Origin of the sequence: Corynebacterium sp. HMSC08F01 (genome assembly GCF_001807545.1) — a bacterium.
Lineage (GTDB): Bacteria > Actinomycetota > Actinomycetes > Mycobacteriales > Mycobacteriaceae > Corynebacterium > Corynebacterium coyleae.
Window position 1 is genome coordinate 45,681 of sequence record NZ_KV789325.1, and the last position, 26,407, is coordinate 72,087.

Below are 26,407 nucleotides of genomic sequence, written 5' to 3' on the forward strand. Positions count from 1 at the left end.
GGCCTTGTAACATCTTGCATCGCGCTAGCGCCGACGCGCCTGCCGGATCGTTTTCTCCACGACCTCGACGCATTGCTGCATGGTTTTCGACCCCGCCCGGGGAACCGTCCAACCATGAAGCATCGATGTCAGGTTGATGGACGTATCTAACTGTCGTTGGTCGTACTCCCAGTGGTGTCGGCCGTCGAACATGATCCCGATCTTGAGTTCGGGGATGGCAAAATCAAAGGTCGTAATGGCTTTGCCGCCCACTGTCAGCGGATACTGCTCTACGAGCGTGTGGCCGTAGTTGCGAACCACTGGCTGGAGGAGCAACCGCAGTTCGGTTTCTTTCGGCGAATCGGCAGTTGAACGGGACAGATCGAGCACCCGAGACAGCCACCGTTGATTGATTTGCCGAAGGGCGCTGGCGCGAATGTCTTCCGCCTGTAGTCCGAGGTGTCGACGGGCGCAGTCGACAAGTTGTACAGCCTTGACCATTTCTGGGCTCACACCGGGGATTGGCTCTGTCTGCCACGAGTGTTCGCCTCGTCGAATCTGTTGCAGAGCCTGCACGGTTGCACGTAATGGTCGAGAAACGCGGATGGGCACACCGCGGTGGGTGAGGGTCCATGTTTCTGTGTGTGGGGCGTGGAGTCGTGCGACGGAGGGACGTATAGCGGAAGCGCTGAGTTTTTGGGGTGTGGGTGCTCGCAGAGTAGTGTCTGCGCCTTCAACGAGATACGGCAATCCGTAGAGAGCGAGCGCGGAGAATCCGCACACCACGCTGCCTGGGCGTTCGTACGCGTGGACGACGGCGCGCACGGCTGCGGGCACGTCGTATTTCTGGTTGTGCGGGTGGTGTCGTGCCGCGAGTTGGACTGCCCATTGTTCCAGGCTGTGGCGCTCGTGGATGAAGCGTTGTTTGCTAACAGGCAGGTAGTTTTGTCCGCGTTCCATCTGGGACGCATTGACGATGGTTGGCGGGAATTCGATGTTCATTCCGTCGTACATAACTATTTGACGTGGAAACTCTCGCCCCGGTTCCTACAATCGCCGTATGCGTGAAATTGTGTTGAACCGTGGCGGCTTTTCCATCTTCGCCCGCATCTTCGGTGAGGCGGATGCCCCGGCGTTGTTGTTCCTGCAGGGTGGGCCGGGGTTTCCGGCGCCGCGTGAGCGGTTTGAGTGGGTGGAGACTGCGCTCGAGCGTGGCTACCAGGTGGTCATGTTGGATCAGCGGGGGACGGGGCGCTCGACCAGGGTTGATTCCGCGACGCCTTCGCTTATCGACGACACCGTGCTCACCCAGCTTCGCGCCAGCGACATCATCGCCGATGCGGAAGCCTTGCGTGAGGAGATGGGGCTGAAACAGTGGGATGTGCTGGGCCAATCCTTTGGCGGGTTCTGCCTGACGCATTATTTGGCCGTGCACCCGGAGAGTGTGGGGAGGGCGTTGTTTACGGGTGGGTTGCCGTCGATAAGCGAGGGCGCGGATGGCGTCTACCGTGCGACCTTTGCCAAGCTGAAGCACCGCCATCTGCAGTTCAACGAGCAGTACCCGGAGGCCGAGCGGACGATCCGTGAGGTGTGCCGCCACCTGGAGGCGGAGGAGGAGCTGCTGCCCACCGGCGAGCGGCTGAGCGCGCGGCGCCTGCGCACCCTCGGCATTGAGTTGGGGCGCGAGGACGGGTTCGCGTCGCTGGCGCAGTTGTTTGAGGCGCCGTTTCACCCGAACGGCAGGCTGCGCACGGACTTTTTGGCGTCGGTGGGGGAGCGCGTGAGTTTTGCCAGGGGGCCGCTGTATGCGGCGGTGCACGAGTCGATCTACGGCGGCACGGTGCCGGGGGCGACGAACTGGGCGGCGGAGCGGGTCTCTCGCGAACTTGCAGGGTTTGCGCCGGACGCTAGCCCTGACGACGAAGAGTTTTACCTCACCGGCGAGCACATCTTCCCGTTCCAATTCGACGAGGACCCGGAGCTGCGCCCGTTCAAGGCTGCAGCAGAGGCGCTGGCAGTAAAGGACGACTGGGACAACCTCTACGCCGGGCTCGGTTCGGGCCACGACGCATACGCGGCGGTGTACACCGACGACATCTATGTGCCGCGCGAGCTGTCGCTGGCTACCGCGGATGTCATCGGTGCGAAGGTGTTTGAGACGGACCAGTTCCAGCACGACGGGCTGCGCCGCCACGGCAAGGCGGTGCTCGGCCGCCTGCTGGACATGGCGGGGAAGTAGCTAGCCGCGGTTGTCTTCGGCGGCGGTGCCGGTGCCGGTGGCGGTGCCGCTGTCGGTGTTCGTGCTGTCTTCGTCTTCGGCCTGGTAGCCGTCGGACCATTCGCCGGTTTCGTAGTCGTAGCCGACGGGGGTGCCTTCTTCGTCGGTGCGTCGATACCAGTCGGTGTATTCGTCGGACGTGGAATCGAACTCGGCACCTGCGCCTTCGCCTGCTGCGGAGGGCTCGACCACGATTTCAAAGTCGTCGCCGTATTCTTCGATGCCTCGGATGACGGCGGACTTCACCGCGTTGCGGGCGTAGGAATTGCGGATGGCGATGGGGTCGGTGGAGAGGTCCTTGATAAACGAGTACATCAGCAACAGGATGACCACCGAGAACGGCATTGCGGATAGGATGGTCAGGGATTGCAGGCCGGACAGGGCGTCTTCGCCACCGGAGAGCAGCATGACCACGGCGATGCCCATCATGGCCAGGCCCCAAAACACCACCACGAGTTTGTTCGGTTCGGGGTCGCCCTTAGAGGACATGGAGCCCATGATCGTGGAGGCGGAGTCTGCGGAGGTGATGAAGAACACCGCGAGGATGCCGATGAGGATGTATTGGGTGATTTCCGCCAGCGGCATTTCGCCGAACATGTTGAAGAGCACTTGCTGCGGGGTGGCGGTGCCGTCGAAACCTTCGCGGCCTTCGCGGGAGAACGTGATTGCGGTGCCGCCGAAGATGGTGAATGCGCAGATGAGCACGGCGGTGGGGACGAGGGTGGTCACCACGGCGAATTGGCGCAGGGTGCGTCCGCGTGAGATTCGCGCGATGAACATGCCGACGAACGGCCCCCAGGCGATCCACCACGCCCAGTAGAAGGCAGTCCAGGCGGACTGGAAGTCGAGGGTGTCTTCACCCCAGGACAGTGAGCGCGACGCCATGTCGAAGAAGCGGTCGGCGTAGACCAGGGTGCCTGACGGCAGCAGGTTGACCAGCAGCAGGGTTGGCCCGGTGGCGAAGATGAACAGGATCGCCGCTGAGGTCAAGGAGATGTTGATGTTGGACAGGATGCGGATTCCTTTGCCCACACCGGAGACGGCGGAGATAACAAAGCCGATGGTGAGCACACCCATGACGGTCAGGAGGATGCCCATGGGGGCGGAGTCGCCGCCGCGGATGATGGCGATGCCGTCGCCGATCTGCAGAGTAGAAATACCCAGAGTGGCTGCGGTACCGAAGAGGGTGGCCACGATGGCCAGGATGTCGATTACTTTGCCGAAGGGGCCGGAGCGTTTGAACACCGGGGTAAACAGCGACGACATGAGCGTGGGGCGGCCGCGGCGGTAGCAGGAGTAGGCCATGGCGCCGCCGACCAGGGCGTAGAGCGCCCATGGGGAAAGACCCCAGTGGAAGTTGGCTTGGGCGATTGCGTGGTGCAGTGCTTCTTCGGTTTCGGCCTCCACGGTCAGCGGTGGCGGGTCGAGGTACATGGTCAGTGGTTCGGAGGGGCCGAAGAAGAAGATGCCCACGCCGATGCCGGCGGCGAACATCATGGCAACCCAGGAGAAGAAGGAATACTCGGGTTCTTCGTCGTCTTTGCCGAGTTTGATGTTGCCGAAGCGAGAGAACGCCAGCACCGCCATGATGATGACGCAGGCGACCATCACGATGTTGAAGAGCCACCCGAAGTTGCGAAGGCCCCAGGTCAGTGCGCTTGAGGCGCTCGAGCCAACTTGTTCGGGCGCAGTCACGCCCCAGATGATGAAGGCAAGGATCGCTGCGGCGGTCACGCCGAAAACGACTTTGTCCAGGCGGAAGTTGTGGCGTGATTCTTCGACGCTGATGCCTGGGACGAGCCCGGGGTGCATATCGTCGGGGTAGATGCCTGTTGCACGTTGTACGCGCATGGGCTTCATCTTGGGATTCATCAAGGTTCTAGGCTTCCGGCAGGGTGTCGGTGGCGGTGGGGTAGGACGGTTGTGCCCCGGGGCGGGTGACGGAGAACGCGCCGACGCGGCACGCATAGGTGGAGGCCTCGACGAGCGTGTCGCCCTCGATGATGCGGGCACAGAACGCGCCTGCGAAGGAGTCGCCGGCGCCGACGGTGTCGACGGCCTCGACTTGTGGGGAGGGGATGTGGGTCAGCGCGTCGCCTTCAACCACGAGCGCACCTGCTGCACCGAGGGTGAGCACGGCGGAGGCGAAGCCTGCGTCCTTCAGGCGGCGTGCGAGGTCCTCGGGGGTGCCGGTGGAGTCGTAGCCAAGCTGGTCGAGGATCAGGCCTGCTTCGTGCTCGTTGGCCATCAGTGGGTCGGCGGCGAGCAGGGCCTCGCGTGGTACGTCGACGACGGGGGCGAGGTTGATCACCACGCGCCCCTTTGCCAGTTCGACGGCGCGGGCGAAGCCGTCGGCCGGGATTTCGCCTTGCAGCAGGACAACTTCGGCGGCTTCGACGGGTTCGGCGTGGCGGGAGACGAAGTCGGCGTCGACCAGTGCGTTGGCGCCGGGGACGACCTGGACGGTGTTTTCGCCGTTGGCTGCGACGGTGATCACGGCAAGACCGGTGACCTCAGTGACTTCTTCGACGTGGGTGAGGTCGACGCCCGCCTCGCGCAGCAGTGCAGTTGCCGGGATGGCGTTCGAGTCGGTGCCTACCGCGCCGACCAGTGCGACGGGGGCGCCGAGGCGTGCGGCGGCGCAGGCTTGGTTCGCGCCCTTGCCGCCGGCGGTGATGCCTCCGCCGGAGCCGAGTAGCGTTTCGCCTGGGGTGGGGTGTCGGTCAACATTGACGGTGAGGTCGGCGTTGATGGATCCGACCACGCAGATTTTTGCGGCACTCATGGGTGCCTATAGTACGGCGGCGAGCAGTTCTCGGGTGTAGGGGTGCTGTGGGTTGGCCCAGATCTCCTCGGTTGGCCCCTGCTCGACGATGCGCCCTGACTGCATCACGGCGACGGTGGGGCAGAGTTCACGCGCGACGTTTAAGTCATGGGTGACGAAGATGAGGGTGTTGGCGCCTATGGTGTCGCGAAGCAGGTCAAGCACTTGGTCCTGGATGGTGGCGTCGAGGGCGGACACGGGTTCGTCGGCAAGCAAAATGCTCGGGCGAGGGGCTGCGGCGCGCGCAATAGAGATGCGTTGGCGCTGCCCGCCGGAGAATTGCGCCGGCTTGCGGTGGCCGGCGCCGGCAAGGCCGACGCGCTCGAGCATTTCGTCGGAGCGTTGCTTATCGACGCCTACCTCACGAATCGACGCCCCAACCTCCATACGTGGGTCAAGGGAGGAGTACGGGTCCTGGAACACCATCTGCACGTCCCCTGCGACCGTCACGGTGCCGGAGGTGGCCTGGCGCAGCCCCGCAATCAGGTGGAGCAGCGACGTCTTGCCGGAGCCTGAGCCGCCCACGATGGCCAGGCGCTCGCCCTCGCGGACGGTGAGGGTGACGTTGTCCACCGCCATGGTGGCGCCGCGCTGCAGCGAGACACCATCCAGTTCGACGACCGGCTCGCCGAGCGTGACAGGGGCAGCGGGCGCGCCGGGCTCGGCTGCGGCGGCGAGTGCTTTGGCGTAGTCGGAGTCGCCAGCGACGATGCGCCCGTCCTTAAACACCAGCACCCGGTCGGTCATGCGGCGCACCACGGCCAGGTCGTGGGAGATGAACAGCAGGCCCATGCCACGCTCGCGGACGAGGCGGTCGAGCAGGTCGAGGATGTCGGACTGGACGATGGCGTCGAGGGCGGTGGTGGGCTCGTCGCAAATGAGCACGTCCGGGTTCTGGGATAGCGCGAGCGCGATGAGCACACGCTGGCGCTGGCCGCCGGAGAGTTCGTGCGGGTAGGCGTCGGGGCGGTCCACGCCGACGTCTCGGAGCAGGTCGCGGGCAACGATCCGGCCGATCTTCTTCAGCGGGTCGAGTGCGGTCATGGGTTCTTGGAACACCATGGCGACGGTGTTGCCGCGCACTCGGCGGCGCACGCGGTCGCGGGTGCCCACCATCTCTGTGCCGTTGACGGTGATGGATCCGGTCGCGGGCAGGTCACTCAGCCCCATGATGCTTAAGGCGGTGACGGACTTGCCGGAGCCGGATTCACCGATGATGCCCACGCGCTCGCCGGGGGCGATGTGGAAGGTGATGTCGTGGAGAATGCCGTCGATGCTGAGGTGCTTAACGTCGATCATTGGTGCCTCCGAGCAGGTTAAATCCCAGCACGGTCACCGCGATGGCCAGGCCCGGCCACAGTGCGAGGTGCGGGGAGGTGGCCAAGAACGGCTGCGAGGCCTGCAGCATGCGGCCCCACGACGCGTAGGGTGCGGGGGAGCCGAGGCCGAGGAAGGACAGGCCAGCCTCGGCGAGAATGGCGAGAGCTACGGCGACGGAGACCTGTGTGAGCACGATCGGCCAGATATTCGGCAGGACGTGGCGCCACGCGATCACAGGGCCCGACACCTTGGCAATGCGTGCGGCCAGGATGTAGTCGTTTTGCATCACCTGCAGCGTGCCGGCGCGGGCGACGCGGACGAACCCGGGGGCGCCGGCGATGCCGATGGCCAGCACAACAATCCAAATCGAGGCACCAAACACGGCGGTGAACACGATGGCCAACAGCAGTGCGGGGAAGGCGAGCAGAAGGTCGGCGCCGGCCATGACGAATCGGGCCGCACCGCGGCGCATGCCGGCCCAGATGCCCAGCGGCACGCCGACCAACGCGGAAAGCCCAACTGCGCCGATGGCCACCGTTAAGGTCAGGCGCGCGCCGTCCATGACGCGCGAGGTGATGTCGCGGCCGAACTGGTCGGTGCCCATCCAGTGCGCTGCCGAAGTGCCCTGGAGTCGGTTCTGAACGTCGGCCTGTAGCGGGTCGAACGGCGTCCACACCAGCGACAGCAGCGCAACTGCCGCGACGGCCAGTACGATCAGCCCGCCGATTTTGCGTTGTGTTGTCATGCTTGCCTCCGAATCCGCGGGTCGACCACCGTGTACGTCAGATCCACAATGAGGTTGACCACCAGCGTGAAGGCCACGACCAGCATCATCACGGTTTGGACGGTGGTGAGGTCACGGTTGCCCACGGCGTCGAGAAGCATTGTGCCCAACCCCGGAATCGTGAACACGCGCTCGATGACCACCGCGCCAACCACCAGCGACGCCAGCTGCACGCCAACGACCGTGATCACCGGCAATGCCGCGTTGCGCAGGGCAGAGGAGTAGAGCACTGCGCGTATCGACGACCCCTGCGCCCGCCCCGTACGCACATAATCCTTGCCCAACTCTTCACGCACCGACGCCGCAATGTAGCGGGTCAGAATCGACGCCTGCACAAGCGAAAGCGCCGCCACCGGCAACACCACGTGCGCTGGAGTTCCCCACCCATTGGCAGGCAGCCAGCCTAGGCGCACGGAGAACAACGCCACCAGCGCGATACCGACCAAAAACGACGGGACGATGATGCCCACCTGCGACAGGCCACTGACCACCGCCGAGCCCGCGGAGCGGCGCCGGCCCGCGATGTACACACCGGCGGGTACCGCGACGAGCAGCGACACCGTCATCGCAAGCACCGTGAGCGTAAGCGATACCCCGGCGCGTTCAATGACGGATTCGGTGATCTCCTTGCCCGAGGACAACGACACACCAAAGTCGCCGGTGATCAGCCCTGAAATCCAGTCGAAGTACTGCGCTGGCAACGGGCGGTCGAGCCCGAGGCGGGTGTTGAGCTCTGCGATGTCTGCTTCGGTTGCCGCCACGCCGAGCGCGATGCGTGCCGGGTCGCCGGGTACTGCGCGCAGCAGCGTGAAGATGATCAGGCTGGCGGCGACGAGCAGCAGCACAAAGCGCAGCAGGTGTTTGCTGATGGTGCGGATCATTTTGTCACCTCGTTCAGCCGTAGCGAGTCAGTGACCACGTTGGGGTTGAGCCCACTCACGCCTGGGGCGTAGAGCACGATATTGGGCGCGTTGACCAGGGTCAGCGACGCCGCGTCGGCCATGACTTGGTCGATGGCGGCTTTGATGTCGCCGTCCGCGAAGTGCTGCTGAGCCTGAGGCGAGTCGTAGCCCAGGTAGTAGTCCGGGTTGCCGAACAGTTGGGTGGCGTCGCGTGGCTCCACGTGGGCGATGAGTGAGGACTGGTAGTCGTGGCCCTTGTGCACTTGGCTGAGCCATACGGCGGGGAACTCGACGGTTTCCAGTTTGATGTTGAAGCCGACGTCGCGAAGTTGCGAGAAGAGCAGCTCCGATGCGGTCTGCGCGTACGGCAGGTTTGGCACCGTGATGGTGACTTCGGGGGTGCGCCCGGCGAGCAGTTCGCGCGCCTTGTCGGGGTCGAAGGGGTAGTAGTTGTGCCCGGTGAACCACGGGTCGGTCGGCGGGACGGGTGCGCCGCCGGTGTCGGTGGCCAGCCCGTTGTAGACCACCTCGTTGATCGCGTCGCGGTCGATTGCGTACGCCACCGCGCGGCGGATGTCGGGGTCGTCGAAGGGGGCGCGCTGGTTGTTCATGCTCAGTAGCACTTCGCCGTTGGTGGTGCCCACTTCCACCCGGATGTCCTCGGGCAGCGTCTCGATCAATTGCGGGGCTTGCATCGCCCACACCACGTCCGCGTCACCCACGCGTAGCGCGTTGACGGCGGAGACCGGGTCGTCGAAGTAACGCATCACGGCGTTGCGCTCGACGGAGCCGTCCCAGTAGTCCTCGCGTGCCTCGAAGACGATCTTCTCGCCGATGTCGAAGCGCTGCACTGTGTATGGGCCGGTTCCCAGCGGGTCGGTGGCCAGGCGCTCGATGCTCGCCGGGGTCATCATCGCGCCGGTCAGCGTTGCCATGGACCACAGCCACGCGTCCGCGTCACCCTCGATGGTGACGGCCAAGGTGTGCTCGTCGAGCACGTGCGTATCGACGACCGGAGCCATCTGGGCCTTCAACCCATTCGTCCACTCGTTTTGCACGTAATCGATTGAGAACGCGGCGTCCTCGGCGGTAAACGCTTTGCCGTTGGAGAACGTCACGTCGTCGCGTAGGTGGAAGATGAATGTGTCGCCGTCGAGGTCCCACGAGGAGGCGAGGTGGGGGATGGGCTGGCCGTTGTCGTCGATACGCACCAGCGTCTCGTACACATTGCCCACGAGAGCCTGGGGTGCAGCAGCGCCGCCAACGGTGGTGAAGTCCAAGCCAGCAGGTGCTGCGGAAGCGGCAACCACCACCTCATCACGGGTCTCGGAATTGGTACAGGCAGCCAACGGCAGAGCAAGACAGACGGTGGCTGCGACCAGCGTCCTTGAAAGCATGCTGTGAGATTAGTGGATGTCGGAGTCCACCTGGAACCACAGGGGGGAGGAGTGCCCCCGAACATTGTTCAATCCGAAGGACACCTTGTCCGCGCGGAAGATGTGTACGGCGTATTCCAGCACGTCACCGTTGTGTGTCAGCGCCTTCAGCGCCACCGCAACTACCGGGTCGTTTTCCTCGATGCCGAGCTGCGTTGCCAGCTGCGCATCGGCGCGCTCCACCGTGAAGGAACGCGACAGGTTGTTAAAGTCCGCGCCCGCGCGAATGAGTTCGCGGTGGATGGAATCCTCGGAGGTGTCCACCGTCTCAATCACATCAGTCAGTGAAGCGTCGAAGTACATCACTTCGGCCACCAGCGGTTCGTCGTCTGCGCTGCGTACGCGGTCAAGGACGTAGACGTCCGTGCCAGGAGTGATGTGCATCTTGTCGGCGACGTCTTCGTCCGCCTCGATGATGCCGCGGCGGTTCACCACCTCGCCCGGGTTCTTACCCATGCGGTACAACCACGAGGTGGTGGACAGGATCTCCTCGAACGTCTCAGTGCGGGTATTCGACAGCACCAGGGAGCGACGCCCGCGGCCCGAGGAGAGCAGGCCCTCCGCGCGCAACGTCGCTACCGCTTGACGCACCGGCCCGCGGGAGGTGTTGAACTGCTCGCACAGTTCGACCTCACTCGGCAGTGACTCACCCGCAGGGATATGACCTGCGAAGATCTCGTCGCGAAGATAATCGGCGATCTCTTCGTGCTGCTGCGGGCGGCGTAGTGGACCGGTGGGCAATTGAGCCATGAGGGGTCAGATCCTTCGGTATCGGCGCGGATTTGTATAGCCAAATCCTAGACCACTGTTCACCAGAATTTTACTTTCCCCAGGAATCGGCCAAAATTTCCATGTTGCGCAGGGTTGCATCGTGGCTGCCGGACTGCAACGAGATCATCAACTCGTCTGCCTTGGCCAGTTTTTGGAACGCCTCGAGGTACTCCACAACCTGCTCACCGGTGCCCTTCGCGGTGTAGCGCAGCATGTCCGTGATCTGACGGCCCTGGAAGGAATTGACCACGGCGTCGAGTTGGTCGTCCGAAAGCATCGTTCCGCGCCGCCCCATGAACGCGCGCACCCGGTTGCGGTGCACGATACGGGTTTCCTCCACGGCCTCCTGCTCGGAATCGGCGGCAGTGACGTTGACCGCGGCGATGCAGTACGGCTCGGGGTAGCGCTCCGACGGCTGGTAGTTCTCCTTGTAATAGGTGGTGGCCTGCTCCAAGTGCTGCGGCGCGAAGTGAGAGGCGAACGCGTACGGCAGGCCCAGCTTCGCGGCCAGGGATGCGCCGAACATGGACGAACCCAGAATGATCAGCGGTACGTTCGTGTTAAACCCGGGCATCGCGGTCACGCCTGGCAGTGGGGACTCGTTGGACAGCCACGCCTGCAGCTCGAGAACGTCTTCGGGGAAGCGTTCGGCGGCGGCAGGGTCTCGTCGCAAAGCACGGCCCAACGTCTGCTGATCAGTACCGGGCGCGCGGCCCAAGCCAAGGTCGATGCGGCCGGGATAGAGCTCCTCGAGCATGCCGAACTGCTCCGCGATCACGTACGGGGAGTGGTTTGGCAGCATCACACCGCCCGAACCGAGACGAATGCGCTCGGTCTTCGCGCCGATGTGGCTAATGAGCACCGCGGGTGAGGACGACACAATGCTCGACATGTTGTGGTGCTCCGCGTACCAAATCCGGTCGTAGCCCAACGCCTCTGCTCGCTGAGCGAAGGTAACGGAGCGTTTCATCGCCTCGCCGACGGACTCGTCGGGGTAGCGGGTGCAAAAATCGATCAGAGAAAGTGGCGTACGCATAAGGCCCCACCGTACGCGTTTTGCGAACAGTGGGGCCTCGCAGGAGAGCCAGGTGCGACTACGACTGCAGCACCGGTGCAGCGTCACCTTCGGCGGAGAGGTCTTCGCCTTCGATGGACTCCATAGTGCCGGGGATCATCGCTGGCTTCGGTTTAGCAAAGTCAACGATCAAACCGATGATGAACGCCACGACAACCGGGACCACCCAGCCGAGGCCTTCGGCGGCCAGCGGTGCCCACTGCACGATTGGGCGCAGTGCGTCGGCGGCCCACTCGAGGGAGATGAAGGTCTCGATAGCGGACCACACCACGGCGACCCACAGCGGGACGAAGAACGCCCAGCTGAAGCGGGTACGTGCACGGAAGGCCGGCTCGATGAGCGTCAGTGCGATCAAGGTGATGGCTGGCGGGTACAGGAAGCCGATCACCGGAGCGGCAATCGCCATCACGAAGTCCAAGCCCTGCGTTGCCATGATCATGGAAGCCACAGCGAAGATGACGGCCCACACGTGGTAGGAACCCGGGAACTGCTCCGAGAAGTACTCGGCGGTTGCGGTGATCAGGCCGACAGCGGTGGTCAGGCAGGCAAGCAGCACGATGGCGGAGAAGACCGCCTGGCCGGCGCCACCCATGGTCAGGTTGGAGGCTTCGGCGAGCAAGCCTGCGCCGTTGTCAAAGTTGGATGCGCCCGGCATGACACGGCCAATGACGCCAAGACCGACGTAGACCAGAGCCAGCATGATGCCTGCGCCGACGCCGGCTGCGATGGTGCCGCTGACCAGCGGGGTGCCTTCCTTGAAGCCGCGGCCACGCAGGGTGGAAATCACCACGATGGAAAACGCCAGTGCGGCAATGGAGTCCATGGTCAGGTAGCCCTCGAGCAGGCCGGAGGTCAGCGGGCCGTTGTCGTACGGCTCCTGCGGGGTGGCCGGCTCGGCGCTCCAGCGGAATGCGGACACGGAGATCATGACGATCAGCAGGACGAGCAGCGCCGGGGTGAGGAACTTGCCCAGTTTCTCCATGATGGTGGTCGGGTTCCAAGACAGCGCCAGGGCGATGCCGAAGAACACGACGTTGAAGATGCCCGAGGCAACCAGCGAGTCAAAGCCGAACAGCGGGGTGATCGCGGTTTCAAACGAGACGGCACCGGTACGTGGCAGTGCGTAGAACGCGCCGATGGAAAGGTATGCCAGGACCGGGAAGACCACGCCGAAGGCGGTGCCGGCGCGCTGCGCGAGGTCGCGCAGGTTCGAGCCGGACAGCGCAATCGCGATCACGGCGAGCACCGGCAGTAGCGATGCGGTGACAAGGAAGCCGATGAGTGCCGGCCAGAAGTTGTCGCCGGCTTGGACGGCCAGCATTGGCGGGAAGATGAGGTTTCCCGCGCCGAAGAACATTGAGAACAGGGCGAGCCCAGTCACGATGATGGCGCTGGTGGAGCGTCCATTCGTTGACTGGCCGTCTGCCCGTGAAATCGCTGTGGAACCCATTGGGAGAACCTCTCTAGCTAGTGTGCAGTTGCCTTAGCATAGACCACACGCCCGCTAGATGGGAACTAAGTTCCAATAGGTGGGACGTTAGATGGTGTTGATTGCGTCCCCGATCCGCTTGACAGCCTCTTGGAGAATCTCCGGGGAGGTGGCAAAGTTCATCCTCGCACGGTGCTCTCCGCCAGGGCCAAAGTCCACGCCCTCATTCATCGCAACTTTTGCGTGACGACGAAGCCACGCCGCCGGTTTTTCATCCACAAGCTTGGTCTTTGAGAAGTCCAGGAACATCAAATAGGTCGCCTGCGGCACCTCAATTGCAATACCCGGCACGGCCTTGGGGAGGTGCTCCACCAGCCAGTCGCGGTTGGCCCGCAGCTGCTCTATCTCTTCGTCGAGGAACTCACGACCATGCGTGTAGCAGGCCTCCGCGGCCACAATGCCGAGGGTGCCCACACCGTCTTTGGCTACCCCCGACATCGCGTTCCACGTACGAACGTCCTCGTCGTTGGTAAAGATCATTTGCGCGCACTTTAAGCCCGCCACGTTCCATGCCTTCGACGTTGCCGTCACCGTGATGCACACGTCCGGGTTGTTTGCTGCGGCGCAGACGTGGGCGCCGTCGAAGACGAGTGGCGCGTGGATTTCGTCGACAATCACCCGCGCGCCATGCTTGCGCGCGACCTCGCAGACGGCATCCAACTCGTCGGCCGTGAACACGTAGCCGCCCGGGTTGAACGGGTTGGTCACGATGATGCTGCCCGCGCCGCCTGCAAACGCTGCGTCCACCTCATCCAGGTCGAGCCCGCCCGCGCTGGAGACATCCACGCGCTTGCGGCCCGCAACCTGGGCAACTTCCAGGAACGGGAAGTACGCCGGTACCGGCACAATCACAGCACCCTCGGTGAAGTACTTGATCGCCAGCATCACACCGCGCACCACATCCGCAACCGGAAAGATCTTATCCGCGTCCGGGCGCCAGTCGTAGCGGTGCTCGTAGAACCCAGCCACCGCTTCACCCAAATGGTGCGCGTGCGGCGCCGGGGTGTAGCCGAACATCTCGCGCTCCACCGCATCCGCAATCGCATCCTTCACCGCAGGGGCGGTGGGGAAGTCGCTTTCCGCGATGAACAACGGCAGCACGTCAGCGTCGAACTGCGTCCACTTGCGCGTGCCGCGGGCTTGCAGGGTTTCAAGGCTGGGAAATTGCATGCGCCCTACGGTAGTGAGATTTTTTCCTTTGCGGACCCTTTTATGCCGTAGCGCGTGGTGCTACGGTCAGTACATGACGGAGACAATCAGCCAGCGAGAGCTGCGCAATGAAAGCGGGCGTATCATGCGAGCGCTTGATGAGGGGGAGACATTTGTGATTACGAGCAACTCGCAACCGGTCGGTGAATTGCGACCATTACGAAAGTCACGATTCGCTCGAAAAGAAGACTTGTTAGCAACGGTCAAGCGGCTTCCGAAAGTTAAGTTTGAAGAGTTCCGGGCCGATATTGACGAGTATGTAGACCAACGAATTGATCCGCGTGACTAGCAGAGGCTTGTTGGATACATCAGTGCTCCTCGATCTCGATGAAATAGATCCAAATCTACTGCCAGAGCAGTGGACAATCTCGTCTATCGCTTTCGCTGCGCTGGCTGTCGGCCCTGTTGCAGCGCAGGATCCTTTGGAGCGTGCCCGCCGATCAAATCAGGCCCGTGCAATCGCTGAACTAGTTGAGTGTATTCCGTTCGACGATCGTGCAGCACAAGCCTATGCCCTTGTATATGGGGCAGTGATCCGTGCCGGGCGAAAGCCACGAGGGCGTGCGTTTGATCTCTTGATCGCAAGCACTGCTGTGGCGGAAGGGCTTGATTTGTATACGAGGAATCCGCAGGACTTTAGAGGTCTTGAAGAACTTTTGAACGTGATTTCGGTTTAGTCCGTTGCGCCCTCGTCTTCATCTTCGTCGTACTCGTCGTCATCGCCCCCGTCGGCGGCGAAACCGAACGCCTTCAACCGCTTCCTATCTGCAGCAGAAGAGGATGCCGTCAGGCGCAACAGCTCTGAATAAATACCGCCAGAGACAGCCAGATCTGCCGGCGAGCCGATCTCGTCGATACGTCCGTCGCGCAGGGTGATGATGGTGTCCACGCCGGCGATCGTCGATAAGCGGTGCGCGATCATGATCGTCGTGCGATCCCGCATAAGTTCATCCAGGCCCGCTTGGACGGCGCGCTCGGCTTTGGTGTCCAGGGCGGAGGTGGCCTCGTCGAGGATCAACAGCGGGGCGTCCTTGAGCATCGCGCGCGCCACCGCCACACGCTGGCGCTGACCACCGGATAGGCGCAGGCCGCGCTCGCCGATGATCGTGTCATAACCATCGGTGAACTTCATGATGAAGTCGTGCGCGTTCGCACGCTTGGCCACGGCAACGACCTCTTCCATCGTCGCGTCCGGCTTGCCGTAGGCGATGTTTTCAAACACCGAGCCGGAAAACAGCGCAGCCTCCTGGAACACCACACCCGTGGTGGCGCGCAGCTTCTCCACGTCCAGGTGCGAGATCTCCTCGCCGCACACCTCAAGGTGGACATGTGTGATGGGGTAGAGGCCAAGCAGCAGGTTCACAATCGTGGACTTGCCGCCGCCGGACTCGCCAACCAGCGCGATCTTCTCGCCCTCGCGGGCGGTAAACGTCACATCGTGCAGCACCGGCTCACCCGGCATGTACTCAAAGGTGACGTTGTCGAATGCGACGACCGGTTCGCACACCCTCAGCGGTGACTGCTGCGTCGCGTCGAGCGCCGGCATGCCGGAGGCTTCCGTCGCGGCCACCAGCTGGCGGTTCGCGGTCGGCTCGACCGGCTCGTCCATCACCTTGAAGTAGTCGCGCGAGCCGGCGATGGCGCGCTGCGCGGAATCGACGATCCAGCTCATCATGGTCACCGGCTGGCGCGCCATGGTCACCATCTGGATGAGCATGACCATCTCACCAACCGTGAAATGCCCAGCGAGCGTGCGCGTGAACAGGATCAGGTAAATCCCCAAAAAGATCAGGTTCATGGCCACGCCGCGCGCGGTATCCATGGAGTGCCACCAGCGCGACTGCGGCCGTGTGATGTCCACCGTGTTGGTGTAGTGGCGGCCGAACTTTTCTAACTCGCGCACCTCGGCACCGTAGGACTTGGTCACCTTCACCTGGCCAACGACCTCGGCGAAACGCCCGTTGCCCTCGTCGATATTGGCGTTCTTTTCCTGCTCGAAAACCTGCCAGCGTTTCGACGTCAACGCCGTCAGCCACGTATACAGCGGGAACAGCAGCGCCAGCAGCACCGTCAGCGGCCAGTAGTAGTAGGCCGTGATGCCCAAAATGGCCACGACCTGCAGCAGCATCGGCAGGAAATTATTGGTAAAGGATTGGATGAACTGCGTGACGTTCGCAATCGAGCGGTCCAGCCGCGCGATGATCGTGCCGGTGACCTGGTTGTCGTAGTAACGCTGCGGTAGTGCGAGCAACTTGGCAAAGTAGCGCGTAGACAGAATCTGGCGGATGCGCGCCACCATCACATCGCCCAGGTATCCGGACACGTTGTGCAGCATGGAAGCGGACGCCTCTGCGACAAACAGCGCGATGGCGAGCCAGACGACGGTGCGGGTTGCGTCGGGCACGGGCTCGTCGCCAAGCGCCGCAATGATCGTGTCGGTTGCCTCCCGAATGAGGAACGGGGAGATAAGCCCAAGCCCCGCGACTATCGACGACACCACCACAACCGCGATATAAAACGGACACAACGCGGAAGCACTGCGAACGACGCGCATCAAAGACTGCATAATTTCCACAGGGTACCTGCGCGGTATTGTGTGCAGCGAAGCACTAGTTACGCGACAGAAAACGAGGCGCACATGTCCATCCGCACGAGCACCCGGCTTGCCGCCGTCATCCTGGCCACGACCATGCCGCTGGCAGCTTGCGTGGACCAACAAGAAGACCCGATTGGCGACGAAACCAGCCAGAACCTCGAAGAATCCGTCGAATCGAAGGTCAACGACAAGCCCACCTTCAACGTTGAGGAAACCGACCCGAAGGTCACCGACGAGCTCACCGGCAAGTCCGTCAAGGATCCGGCGATGGAGTTGTCGTACAAGTGGCAGGGGACGTCGTCGACAGGCGTGGGCACCGTGGTCGTTATTGCGGTGACCAACACGTCCGACGCGCCACTGCCTGTCGACGCCCTGAAGCCGGAACTGCGCTACAGCACCGACGGCTCCTCCTACACCGACGCCACGTATATCTCCAATGCGGAGAAGGCCCAGGTGGATGTCGTCGGCATCGACATGCCGCTCGGCCCGGGTGCCACCACGAACGCGAAGTTCCCCTTCGAGGTCGCGCAGGGCAACCTGTGGGACGCCGAGTTCACTGTTGGCAACGTCACATTCAAGGGCAATTTGAGCTATTAGACTGTCGCGCATGACAAATCCTTTGCTTGCGCCATCGACGCTGCCCTACAACCTGCCGGACTTCGCCGCAATCCGGCTTGAGCACGTGGAACCCGCCTTTGAACAGGCTTTGGTCAACCACGCGCAGGAAATTGCGGACATCACCACCCAAGACACCCCAACCTGGGAGAACACCGTCGAGGCCTTCGAGCTCGCCGGTGCGGACCTGGACCGTGTCATGGCGTGGTTCTTCAACCTGCAGGGCACCGATTCGACCGACGAGTTCGACGCCGTCGCCGACCGGATCGTGCCGAAGTTGTCTGCGCACGTGGACTCGATCTACCAAAACAGCGAGCTCTACTCCCGCATCCAGCAGGTCACGACGCCGGAGGATGAGGAATCGCAGCGGCTTCACGACGAACTCAAGCGCCGGTTCGCACGCCGCGGCGCCGATTTGGACGCGGCCGGCAAGACGCGCCTGCAGGAGATCAACCAGCGCCTGTCCGAACTGTCCGAACTCTTCGGCCGCAACCTGCTGGCGGATACGAAGAAACTCGCCGTGGAACTGACCCGCGAAGAACTCGACGGCCTGTCCGAGGCACAGATCGAGGCCTACCAGGACGGCGAGCGTTTCGTCGTGCCGATCGAACTGCCGACCACCCAGTCCCTGCAGGCCGAACTCGAAAACTCGGGCGCGCGCCACAAGCTTTTCGACGCCTCCCGCGCCCGCGGCCGCGACACCAACGCCGACATCGTCGCCGAGTCGGTGAAGCTGCGCCTCGAGCGCGCGAAGCTGCTCGGCTTTGATTCGCACGCCGACTACGTCATCGCCGAGGAGACCGCCGGCACCGCGTCTGCTGCACGCCAGTTGATCGCGGACCTGGCCCCTGCCGCCGCTGCGAACGCTGAGGCTGAGCGCAAGCTCGCCTCCGAACTCGCCGGTGAAGACCTCGACGGCGCCGACTGGCCGTACTGGCAGGCGAAGCGCCGCGAGCAGGAACTCGGCATCGACGAAGCGGAGATCCGCAAGTACTTCCCGCTCGAGCAGGTGCTCACCGACGGCGTGTTCTACGCCGCCAACCTCCTTTACGGCATCACGGTGGAAAAGCGCGAGGATCTCAACGGTTACCGCGACGACGTCGATGTGTGGGAGGTCAAGGAGGAAGACGGCACTGGCATTGGGTTGTTGCTGACGGACTACAACGCGCGTTCGTCGAAACGCGGCGGCGCCTGGATGAGCTCCTTTGTGGACCAGTCGCACCTGGCGGGCACGAAGCCGGTGGTGGTCAACGTCATGTCGATCACCTCGAACCTGCTCACTATCGACGAAGTGACCACCCTGTTCCACGAGTTCGGCCATGCTCTGCACGGCCTGCTGTCGGACGTGCGCTACCCGTCGAACTCCGGCACCAACGTGCCGCGCGACTGGGTGGAGTTCCCCTCCCAAATCAACGAAAACTACGCGTTTGCCCCGGAGATCGCCCGCAACTACGCGCGCCACGTGGACACCGGCGAGGTCATTTCCGACGAGCAACTCGCCGCACTGAAGGCCTCGCGCCAGTTCGGCCAGGGCTTCCTCACCGCCGAGTACCTCGCGGCCAGCGCGATCGACCTGGCGTGGCACTCGATCACCGAGGACACCCCGTCCGACATCCAAACCTTCGAGGAAGAAGCCCTGCGCGAGGTTGGCCTGGACATCGACGGGCTCGAGCCGCGCTACCGCTCCACCTGGTTCAACCACATCTTCGCCGGCGGCTACTCGGCGGGCTACTACTCCTACCTGTGGGCAGAAGCTCTCGACGCCGACGGCTACCAGTTGGTCGAACAGGAAGGCATCAACCGCGACACCGGCGCGAAGTTCCGCGAGACCATCCTGTCCAAGGGGTCCTCGCGCGACTACGCCGAGGCCTACCGTGCGTTCCGTGGCCGCGACAAGGACACGCGTCCGCTGCTGGAGCGTCGCGGCCTGGCGGGCTCCGACGTATCGGCATAGCCGGTTAACGGCCTGCGCTACGCTGGCGGCATGTCCCGCGGAAGTGTGAAGCATTGGTGCGCGGCTGCGGTGGTTGCCACGACGCTTGCGGCGTCGGTGGTTCCTGCAGTCGCGCCTGCTTCGCCTGCGTTGAATGCGGCGCAGGGTGGGCGGATTTTCGTCGATAATTTAGGCTCGGACCGCCTCACTGCCTGCACGCTTGGTTTCAACGACGTCGAGCACCGTCGCAGTTACACCGCCGCCCACTGCGTGGTACAAAACGAGCAGTACTTCCCCCAGGGTGCGCTGGTCTACCTTGCAGATAGCGCCGGCAAACAAATCGACGAGCCCGCAGGGTTGATCTTCCCCGCGCGGGCGTATTCGCCGAAGACGTCCGCCAACGACTGGGCGGTGATCTACTGGTTCGAAGACGTTCGTGTTGGCGGCAACCCGTATGGCGGGACGGTTGTGCCGGTGGAAAAGATCAGCAGCACCGACACGATCTGCTTCCGCGGGTACTCCACCCATGGGCGCTCGGATGCCTCGACGTGCGGCAAGTTCGTCGGCACGGTTGAAAACACCACGTACTTCGACGCGCCGCAGATGCCGGTGCCAGGTGACTCCGGTGGGCCGGTGTACATCCCGGGCCGCGGCCTGGTGGGGGTGATCTCTGGGGCGAACTATGTCGCGGGCGAGGATAACCATCAGTTGATTGGGTTCCAGCGCGCCAGCTCGCTCGACAGTGGCCCGGTGTACGGGGAGGAGCAGGTCGACGACTTTTTGGAGTACCAGTATTCGCTGCGCTACTCCACGACGATCACCAACCCGCCGGGTGGCACGATCACGTTGACACCGACCTTGGTGCCGCGAAGGACGCCTGCGCAGGCGACGTTTGAGTCTGGTGCCGCGACGCCGACGAGTGTGCCGACGGTGGCACCAAGGCAGAAGGCGGTGGAGCAGGCGCCGTCGGGCCCGTCGGCGTCGCAAGTTATCGGGATCATTATCGGCATTTTGGTGGTTGTTGCCGCGGTGAGCCCGATCGTGATGATGGCGTTGAAAGCGGTCTAAATGGGCTGGTTAATGGGGTTGAGCCCGTGGTTGCAGGTGCCGCTGATTGTGGTGCTGGCGCTGCCGGCGTGCGTGGCGGTGTCCTATGTGCTGCTTTGGGTCGTCGACCGGCTCGGTCTAGGCTTGGGCACCATGGCCAACCCTGAAGAGCTGCGCAAGCAGGATCAACAGCTGCCCAAGCCGCAGCGTAAGTACCCGCAGTCGCGGGTGACCCAAGCAATGTGGGTGCTCATCGCTCTTGTCATTGTTGCTGCGGTGATCGGCGCGCTTTAGTTGCGTATCGACGCCTCCGCCACCGCCTTAAACAACTCCATCTCCGGTAGGTGTTCGATGAGCACGGGGGTGCCGGTGGCGTCGCAAAGCGGCATGCGCCAGTTGGTGTACTGCTCGCCGTTGGTGCCGGGCTGGTTTTGAATGCGCTCGTCGCCTACCATGTCCACCAGGTTCGTACACGTCATCGCCGATGGGGTGGAGGCGACGAAGCGAGTCAGTCCCGTGATCAGTGCCTTATCGTCGTCGCCGGTAAGCGCACCTTCCTCCCGCGCGAGGCCAAGCACCTGGTCGATCCAGATGCGGTCGGTGGCGTTGAGGTGTTCCACGGGGTCGTCGACAAGCCCGAGCTCATGGCGCAATTCGTTGTGTGCACCCTTGAGGTAGCCAGCGGTGGGCGGCAGGTCGTGCGTGCCCACAGCCGTAAGCGCCAGGTGGCGGTACTGCTGCGAGGGGCGCGGCACGCCCGGCGGGATGGATTCGAACCACAGCACCGAGGTGCCCAAAATGCCCTTGTCGCGAAGGAAGTCCTGCACCCACGGCTCGAACGTGCCTAAGTCCTCGCCGACGACGACTGCCCCGGCGCGCTGCGCCTCCAACACGAGGGTGCCCACCATGGCCTCAAAGTCGTAGTTCATGTACACCCCGCCAGCGGGTGTGCCGGCGCGTGGCACCCAAAACAGGCGGAACAGTCCGAGCACGTGGTCGACGCGGATGCCGCCACTGTGGCGCAGCGCTGTGCGCAGCAGGTCGCGCCACGGCCCGTAGCCGGACTCGGCGAGTTGCTGCGGGTTCCACGGCGGCTGCGACCAGTCTTGGCCTTTTTGCGAGTACTGGTCCGGGGGAGCTCCCACCGACGCATCGGACACCAACACCTCGCGCAGTGTCGCCGCGTCCGCGCCGCCAGGGTGGATGCCCACCGCAAGGTCCGTCATGATGCCGATCGACATCCCGGCCGCTGTCGCACGTTCCTGGGCCAGACGCAGTTGCTCGTCGGCGATGAACTGCAGCCACATGTAAAACTGCACCAGATCCTCGCCGTCGTCGCCGGCGTGCTTCGGGGCACCTTCGTGCTCTGACTCGGCTGCCTGGGCGGCGCACCAGTACGCGAATTCCTCTAAACCCTCGCCCTCGTCGAGGCAGAACAGCTCAAAGTCGTGGGTGCGTGCGACGTCCGCCTGCGAGGTCCAGAACAGCTCGCGCAGCGCCACCAACTTCACGGCGAACACTCGGTCGCGATCCAGCGGCGCTGGCGAGGTGTTCAAGGCCTTCAGCGGCGCTGCCAACTTGGTAAGCGCCGCACGCAGATCGTCGTCAACCAGCTCAAACTCCGGTACCTGCTCCACGGCAATGTAGAGCGGGTTAATAAACCGACGCGAGGTGGGCAGATACGGCGAATCCTCCACCGGCGGGACCGGCTGGGCAGCGTGCACCGGGTTGATCAGCAGATAATCGGCCCCCTGCGCGGCGACCGTCTCCGCCAACAACGCTAGGTCCCCAAAATCACCCAACCCCCACGAGGACGCAGAGCGCACCGAATACAACTGCGCCATCACACCCCAGACAGGGTGCTGGACCACGGCGGAGTTCGTCGACAAGCAATCGGGCACCACGAGCAACGTGCACACCGCATCAACATTGTCCGACTCAAGATGCAACTCGTGCCAACCCGGCGGCACATCCCCAGGCGTATGAAACGTCGCCTCTCCCCACACCACACCGTCCGAAGCCGTAAACGGCGGCGCCCAATTCTCATCCTGGTAACACTCCCGCGAGGAGCCATCCTCCAACCGGATCCAACAATGCGCCGGATGCCCGTCGTGGACGTGCACGTTGAAATGCTGCTCGCGGCCCTCCGTGGCCACCACCGTCGGCGGCAACGGGCGCGTGGCCCAGTGTTCGCGCCGGGCATCGAGGTGGAAGTGGAGTTCCTCGTCGGTGGGGTCGTCGTCAAGCGAAAGCCCCAACGCCCGCAACAACGCGACAAACGAGGCCGGCGGCGGCGACATCACCCGGCCGTCAGTCGCGCGGTAGGAGGTGCCGAAGCCATAGGACTCGGCAAGGGAGTGCAGCAGTTCCACGTTGGTCACGCTTCCGCATTCTGCCAAAACGGCGGTAGGGTTGAACACCATGCCATCGACTTCGCACACGACGGAACTTGGATTCACCCTCAAAGACACCGATACGTGTCTGAATCGGCTCATCGAGACGTGCGAGACACACCCGCACCTCGTGCTGTTTTCGCGCCCCCGCAACTACGAATGGGTCTCGGTCACGGCAGGGGAGTTCCTGCAAGAGGTCTACGACGTAGCCAAGGGGCTTGTTGCCGCAGGTATCGAGCCCGGCGATCGCGTGGCCATCCTGTCCAACACGCGCTACGAATGGGCGCTGCTCGACTTCGCCATCTGGGCCGCCGGCGCTGCATCGGTGCCGATCTACCCGTCGTCGTCGATGCACCAAATCCAGTGGATCCTCGAAGACTCCGGCGCGAAAATCGCGTTCACGGAAACGCGCGACCACACCATGCTCATGAGCCCGTTCCTCCTCGGCGAGGACGGCACCCCGCGTATGACCGACTCGACCTCGCAACTGCAGCGCATCTACGAGTTCAACTCGGCCGCAGTGGAGCAGATCAAGTTTGAGGGCCGCGAGGTGGAGCAGTCGCTTATCGACGAGCGCGTGGCCGCCATCCGCCACCCCGACCTCGGATCCATCGTGTATACCTCCGGCACCACCGGTCGCCCCAAAGGTGTGGAGATCACTCACGGCAACTGGGCGTACCAGGCGTGGGCGCTGCTGGAAAACGAGATCGGCTCCGTGTCCTTCCCGGGCCAGCGCATGGTGACGTTTTTGCCACTGGCGCATGTCCTGGCACGCGCGGTGGCGCTGGCGTGGACGATCTCGGGCGCGACCCAGTCGCACTGGTCGGATACTTCCACCCTGACCGTTGAGTTGCAGCGTGTGCGCCCCAACCTGGTCATCGGCGTGCCGCGCGTGTTTGAAAAGGTGCGTGAGGGTGCCTACAACAAGGCCGCGGATGGCTCCGCGATTGGCAAACGTGTCTTCTTGGAGGCCGAAAAGGCCGCGATTGAGTACTCCAAGGCGCTGGATACGCCGGACGGCCCGTCGCGCGTGCAAAAGGCGAAGGTGAAGCTCTACGACAAACTGGTCTACGCCAAGATCAAGGAGGCCATGGGTGGTTCCGTCTGGTACGGCATCACCGGCGGGTCGGCGATGAGCTCGGACCTGTCGCACTTCTTCCGCGGCATGGGCGTGCCGATCTACGAAGGCTACGGGCTGACCGAAACGTGTGCTGCGGCGTGTGTGAACAACGCGCACAGCAACAAGATCGGCACCGTCGGGCGCCCTGTCAACGGCTATTCGGTGCGGATCAACGACGACGGCGAGATCGAATTTAAAGGCCCCGGCGTGTTCTCCAAGTACTGGCGCAACCCGGCCGCGACCGAGGAAGCGCTCACGGACGGCTGGTTCAACACCGGCGATCTTGGCGAGGTCGACGAAGACGGCTTCGTGTCCATCACCGGCCGCAAGAAGGACCTCATCGTCACCGCCGGCGGCAAGAACATCTCCCCGGGACCGATGGAGGAGATCATCCGCCAGCACCCGCTGATCTCTAACGCGTTGGTGGTCGGCGACGGTAAACCGTTCGTCGGCGTGCTGGTCACCCTCGACGAGGAGGAACTGAAGCGCTGGAAGGCGAACCACAACATCCCGGCGAACAAGAAGGTGTCGGATCTGGCGCAGGACCCGGCGTTGCGCGCCGAGGTGCAAGACGCGGTGAACATGGCAAACGCGACCGTCTCGCGCGCGGAGGCGATTAAGAAGTTCCGCATCCTGGATCGCGACCTGTCGGAGCAGCACGACGAGATGACGCCGACGATGAAGGTGAAGCGCAATGTGGTGTTCCAGCGCTTCCAGGAGGACATCGACAAGCTGTATCAGCGTTAACGGCGCGCCTACCCTCATCGGCTCACGCTGTGGCATAGCATCCCATTTTGTCACTTCCACAGTCCGTTTTAAGGGGGTTCACGCCGTGCACAAAACTGCAGCCGTGCTGCGTCACCGTGAACTTACCCAGGAGATTTACAACATCGGCGACGAGGTTGCGGAGTACATCGAGCACGTCGCCGAGTCGATCGCGGACTATGACGGTGAGCTCACCGAAGATTGCCTGGCAGAGTTCGAGGAGATTGTCGACGACGCCCGCCAGGATGCCCGCCGCATCGTCGCCGAGTTAATCGGCCTGCGCCAAGCGCTGACCTCGGGCCGCGCCGCCGGCTACTTGTCGGTGGGGGTGCGCCCGGAGGAGCGCATCCCGCAGCCTGAACTTCTCGACGCCGCCGGCCTCAAGGACCTCTTCCCGCTGCAAGCACCATTTTCGGTGCAGACGATGCACGACGCACTCGTCGGCCGCACCGAACTGGTGGTGCAGCACTTGGAGGAGATCGTCTCCTTCACCCTCGAGCAGACTGACATGGTCGCCCGCGAACTCGGCGTGGTGTCGCTTCCGCACCTGTACGCGCGGGTCGGCGAGATCGTCGAGGAAGCCGTGATCGGCTGGGTGGAAACCGTCTGCTTGGACCACCCGGCGTTCGTGCGCACGATGCGCGGATCCAACCCGCCGGAGTTTTTGGAGGAGCGTGCCCGCATCGACCGCATTGTGGCGAAGGTGGCGGCGAAGCGTTCCCTGCGCGGGGCTTAGGTGGGGGTTCCGTGATGGATTCCTTCGGCGTGTACATCCACGTGCCGTTTTGTGCGACGCGCTGTGGCTACTGCGACTTCAACACGTATACGCCCACCGAGGTGGATTCCTCGCACGCGCAGTACCTCGACGCGCTGGAGCGCGAACTCGAGCTCGCCGCCGCCCGCGACCTGCCAAAAGCCGAGACGGTGTTCATCGGCGGTGGCACCCCGAGCCTGCTCGGCGCGCAAGGCCTCGGCCGCATCCTGGGCGCCATCCGCAACACCTTCGGTATCGCGGCGGGCGCGGAGATCACCACCGAGTCCAACCCGGAATCCACTAGCCCCGACTACTTCGCGGGCCTGCGCGATGCCGGCTTTACCCGCGTCTCGCTCGGCATGCAGTCCGCCTCCACGCCGGTGTTGAAAGTCCTAGACCGCCAGCACACCCCGGGCCGCGCCGTCGCCGCCGCACGCGAGGCCCTTTCCGCAGGCTTCGAGCACGTGAACCTGGACATGATCTACGGCACGCCCACCGAAACCGACGACGATGTGCGCCGCACCCTGGATGCCATCCTTGCAACCGGCGTCGACCACGTCAGCGCCTATTCGCTCATCGTGGAAGACGGCACCGCCATGGCGCGCAAGATCCGCCGCGGCGAACTACCCGCACCGCAGGAGGACGTCTACGCGGACCGCTACGAGATCATCGCCGCAACGCTGGAGGGCAACGGATACGACTGGTACGAGGTCTCCAACTGGGCCAAACCCGGCGGCGAGTGCCGCCACAACCTCATCTACTGGCACAACCAGAATTGGTGGGGCGCAGGCCCCGGCGCGCACAGCTTCATTGACGGGATGCGCTTCTTTAACGTCAAGCGCCCCGAGCGCTACGCACAATTGCTTGGCGACGACACCCTGCCCATCCAGGACACCGAAACCATCACCGCAGACGAAGCCCACATGGAGGCGATCATGCTCGGGCTTCGCCTGCGTGAGGGGATTCCGGCCGGGTGGGTTGGGGATCGGGCGCGTGGGGTCGTCGATAAGCATGTGCGCGCGGGGCTCCTAGAGCGGGGAGAGCGCTTGCGCGTGACTGATACCGGCAGACTGCTTGCAGACGGCATCATCACCGATATCCTGGCAGCCGAGTAAGG

At 63.6% G+C, this 26,407-nt stretch carries 23 protein-coding genes; 10 read left to right on the plus strand and 13 right to left on the minus strand.

Annotated features, from left to right (window positions below; genetic code table 11):
• Window positions 1-24: 24 nt before the first annotated feature.
• Complete coding sequence (locus HMPREF3171_RS11950) at window positions 25-981, minus strand: hypothetical protein (protein ID WP_141743400.1); 957 nt, start codon at window positions 979-981, stop codon at window positions 25-27.
• Window positions 982-1,039: 58 nt separating this feature from the next.
• Between HMPREF3171_RS11950 and HMPREF3171_RS10630 the strand changes: the two genes are divergently transcribed.
• On the plus strand, window positions 1,040-2,218 hold the full coding sequence (locus HMPREF3171_RS10630; RefSeq protein ID WP_246815372.1) for an alpha/beta fold hydrolase: 1,179 nt from the start codon (window positions 1,040-1,042) through the stop codon (window positions 2,216-2,218).
• Here the strand turns inward: HMPREF3171_RS10630 and HMPREF3171_RS10635 are convergent, their stop codons facing one another.
• The 10 genes from HMPREF3171_RS10635 to HMPREF3171_RS10680 all read right to left on the minus strand — a co-directional run bounded on the left by HMPREF3171_RS10635 (window position 2,219) and on the right by HMPREF3171_RS10680 (window position 14,028).
• Window positions 2,219-4,117, minus strand: coding sequence for a BCCT family transporter (locus HMPREF3171_RS10635; protein ID WP_371327151.1), 1,899 nt, complete (start codon window positions 4,115-4,117; stop codon window positions 2,219-2,221).
• 19 nt (window positions 4,118-4,136) lie between these two features.
• Window positions 4,137-5,042 carry a ribokinase gene (locus HMPREF3171_RS10640; RefSeq protein ID WP_070484898.1) on the minus strand — a complete coding sequence of 302 codons (906 nt, stop codon included), beginning with the start codon at window positions 5,040-5,042 and terminating at the stop codon, window positions 4,137-4,139.
• Window positions 5,043-5,048: 6 nt separating this feature from the next.
• Window positions 5,049-6,380: an ATP-binding cassette domain-containing protein gene (locus tag HMPREF3171_RS10645; protein ID WP_070484899.1), complete on the minus strand. Its 1,332-nt coding sequence runs from the start codon at window positions 6,378-6,380 to the stop codon at window positions 5,049-5,051.
• Window positions 6,367-7,146 carry an ABC transporter permease gene (locus tag HMPREF3171_RS10650; RefSeq protein ID WP_070484900.1) on the minus strand — a complete coding sequence of 260 codons (780 nt, stop codon included), beginning with the start codon at window positions 7,144-7,146 and terminating at the stop codon, window positions 6,367-6,369. Before HMPREF3171_RS10650 ends, HMPREF3171_RS10645 begins: the two co-directional genes overlap by 14 nt.
• Window positions 7,143-8,066, minus strand: a complete 924-nt coding sequence (locus HMPREF3171_RS10655; RefSeq protein WP_070484901.1) for an ABC transporter permease — start codon at window positions 8,064-8,066, stop codon at window positions 7,143-7,145. The genes HMPREF3171_RS10650 and HMPREF3171_RS10655 overlap by 4 nt, the downstream gene beginning before the upstream one ends.
• Window positions 8,063-9,484 carry an ABC transporter substrate-binding protein gene (locus tag HMPREF3171_RS10660; protein ID WP_083292077.1) on the minus strand — a complete coding sequence of 474 codons (1,422 nt, stop codon included), beginning with the start codon at window positions 9,482-9,484 and terminating at the stop codon, window positions 8,063-8,065. The genes HMPREF3171_RS10655 and HMPREF3171_RS10660 overlap by 4 nt, the downstream gene beginning before the upstream one ends.
• Before the next feature lie 9 nt (window positions 9,485-9,493).
• On the minus strand, window positions 9,494-10,273 hold the full coding sequence (locus tag HMPREF3171_RS10665) for a GntR family transcriptional regulator (RefSeq protein WP_070484902.1): 780 nt from the start codon (window positions 10,271-10,273) through the stop codon (window positions 9,494-9,496).
• Between the two features lie 70 nt (window positions 10,274-10,343).
• Window positions 10,344-11,330: an LLM class flavin-dependent oxidoreductase gene (locus HMPREF3171_RS10670; protein WP_070484903.1), complete on the minus strand. Its 987-nt coding sequence runs from the start codon at window positions 11,328-11,330 to the stop codon at window positions 10,344-10,346.
• 58 nt (window positions 11,331-11,388) lie between these two features.
• Complete coding sequence (gene brnQ / locus HMPREF3171_RS10675; protein ID WP_070484904.1) at window positions 11,389-12,819, minus strand: branched-chain amino acid transport system II carrier protein; 1,431 nt, start codon at window positions 12,817-12,819, stop codon at window positions 11,389-11,391.
• Window positions 12,820-12,906: 87 nt separating this feature from the next.
• Window positions 12,907-14,028, minus strand: a complete 1,122-nt coding sequence (locus HMPREF3171_RS10680) for a MalY/PatB family protein (RefSeq protein ID WP_070484905.1) — start codon at window positions 14,026-14,028, stop codon at window positions 12,907-12,909.
• Between the two features lie 73 nt (window positions 14,029-14,101).
• Between HMPREF3171_RS10680 and HMPREF3171_RS11715 the strand changes: the two genes are divergently transcribed.
• Window positions 14,102-14,356 (plus strand): type II toxin-antitoxin system Phd/YefM family antitoxin, encoded by a 255-nt coding sequence (locus tag HMPREF3171_RS11715; protein WP_070569615.1) that lies wholly within the window; start codon window positions 14,102-14,104, stop codon window positions 14,354-14,356.
• Between the two features lie 22 nt (window positions 14,357-14,378).
• On the plus strand, window positions 14,379-14,744 hold the full coding sequence (locus HMPREF3171_RS11720; protein ID WP_246815373.1) for a PIN domain-containing protein: 366 nt from the start codon (window positions 14,379-14,381) through the stop codon (window positions 14,742-14,744).
• On the opposite strand, the gene HMPREF3171_RS10685 is transcribed toward HMPREF3171_RS11720, so the two are convergent.
• Window positions 14,741-16,633, minus strand: coding sequence for an ABC transporter ATP-binding protein (locus tag HMPREF3171_RS10685; protein ID WP_070484924.1), 1,893 nt, complete (start codon window positions 16,631-16,633; stop codon window positions 14,741-14,743). The two genes, HMPREF3171_RS11720 and HMPREF3171_RS10685, sit on opposite strands and share 4 nt — an antisense overlap.
• Window positions 16,634-16,705: 72 nt before the next feature.
• Here HMPREF3171_RS10685 and HMPREF3171_RS10690 point away from each other — a divergent pair, with 72 nt between their 5' ends.
• Genes HMPREF3171_RS10690 through HMPREF3171_RS10705 form a run of 4 tightly spaced genes read left to right on the plus strand, consistent with a single transcriptional unit; the run spans window position 16,706 to window position 20,552 of the window.
• Window positions 16,706-17,260, plus strand: a complete 555-nt coding sequence (locus tag HMPREF3171_RS10690; RefSeq protein ID WP_070484906.1) for a hypothetical protein — start codon at window positions 16,706-16,708, stop codon at window positions 17,258-17,260.
• A 10-nt stretch (window positions 17,261-17,270) separates the two neighbouring features.
• On the plus strand, window positions 17,271-19,232 hold the full coding sequence (locus HMPREF3171_RS10695) for a M3 family metallopeptidase (protein ID WP_070484907.1): 1,962 nt from the start codon (window positions 17,271-17,273) through the stop codon (window positions 19,230-19,232).
• A gap of 30 nt (window positions 19,233-19,262) precedes the next feature.
• On the plus strand, window positions 19,263-20,279 hold the full coding sequence (locus tag HMPREF3171_RS10700) for a trypsin-like serine protease (protein WP_070772107.1): 1,017 nt from the start codon (window positions 19,263-19,265) through the stop codon (window positions 20,277-20,279).
• The gene (locus HMPREF3171_RS10705) at window positions 20,280-20,552 is read left to right on the plus strand and encodes a hypothetical protein (protein WP_070484909.1); all 273 of its coding nucleotides are present in this window, start codon (window positions 20,280-20,282) and stop codon (window positions 20,550-20,552) included.
• On the opposite strand, the gene malQ is transcribed toward HMPREF3171_RS10705, so the two are convergent.
• Complete coding sequence (gene malQ, locus HMPREF3171_RS10710) at window positions 20,549-22,681, minus strand: 4-alpha-glucanotransferase (protein ID WP_371327152.1); 2,133 nt, start codon at window positions 22,679-22,681, stop codon at window positions 20,549-20,551. The two genes, HMPREF3171_RS10705 and malQ, sit on opposite strands and share 4 nt — an antisense overlap.
• Between malQ and HMPREF3171_RS10715 the strand changes: the two genes are divergently transcribed.
• The 3 genes from HMPREF3171_RS10715 (at window position 22,680) to hemW (ending at window position 26,405) form a co-directional block, all read left to right on the plus strand.
• On the plus strand, window positions 22,680-24,518 hold the full coding sequence (locus HMPREF3171_RS10715) for an AMP-dependent synthetase/ligase (protein WP_070484910.1): 1,839 nt from the start codon (window positions 22,680-22,682) through the stop codon (window positions 24,516-24,518). The genes malQ and HMPREF3171_RS10715 overlap by 2 nt on opposite strands.
• Before the next feature lie 85 nt (window positions 24,519-24,603).
• Window positions 24,604-25,272, plus strand: a complete 669-nt coding sequence (locus HMPREF3171_RS10720) for a hypothetical protein (protein ID WP_070421344.1) — start codon at window positions 24,604-24,606, stop codon at window positions 25,270-25,272.
• Window positions 25,273-25,286: 14 nt separating this feature from the next.
• On the plus strand, window positions 25,287-26,405 hold the full coding sequence (hemW, locus tag HMPREF3171_RS10725; RefSeq protein WP_168161903.1) for a radical SAM family heme chaperone HemW: 1,119 nt from the start codon (window positions 25,287-25,289) through the stop codon (window positions 26,403-26,405).
• Window positions 26,406-26,407: the final 2 nt, after the last annotated feature.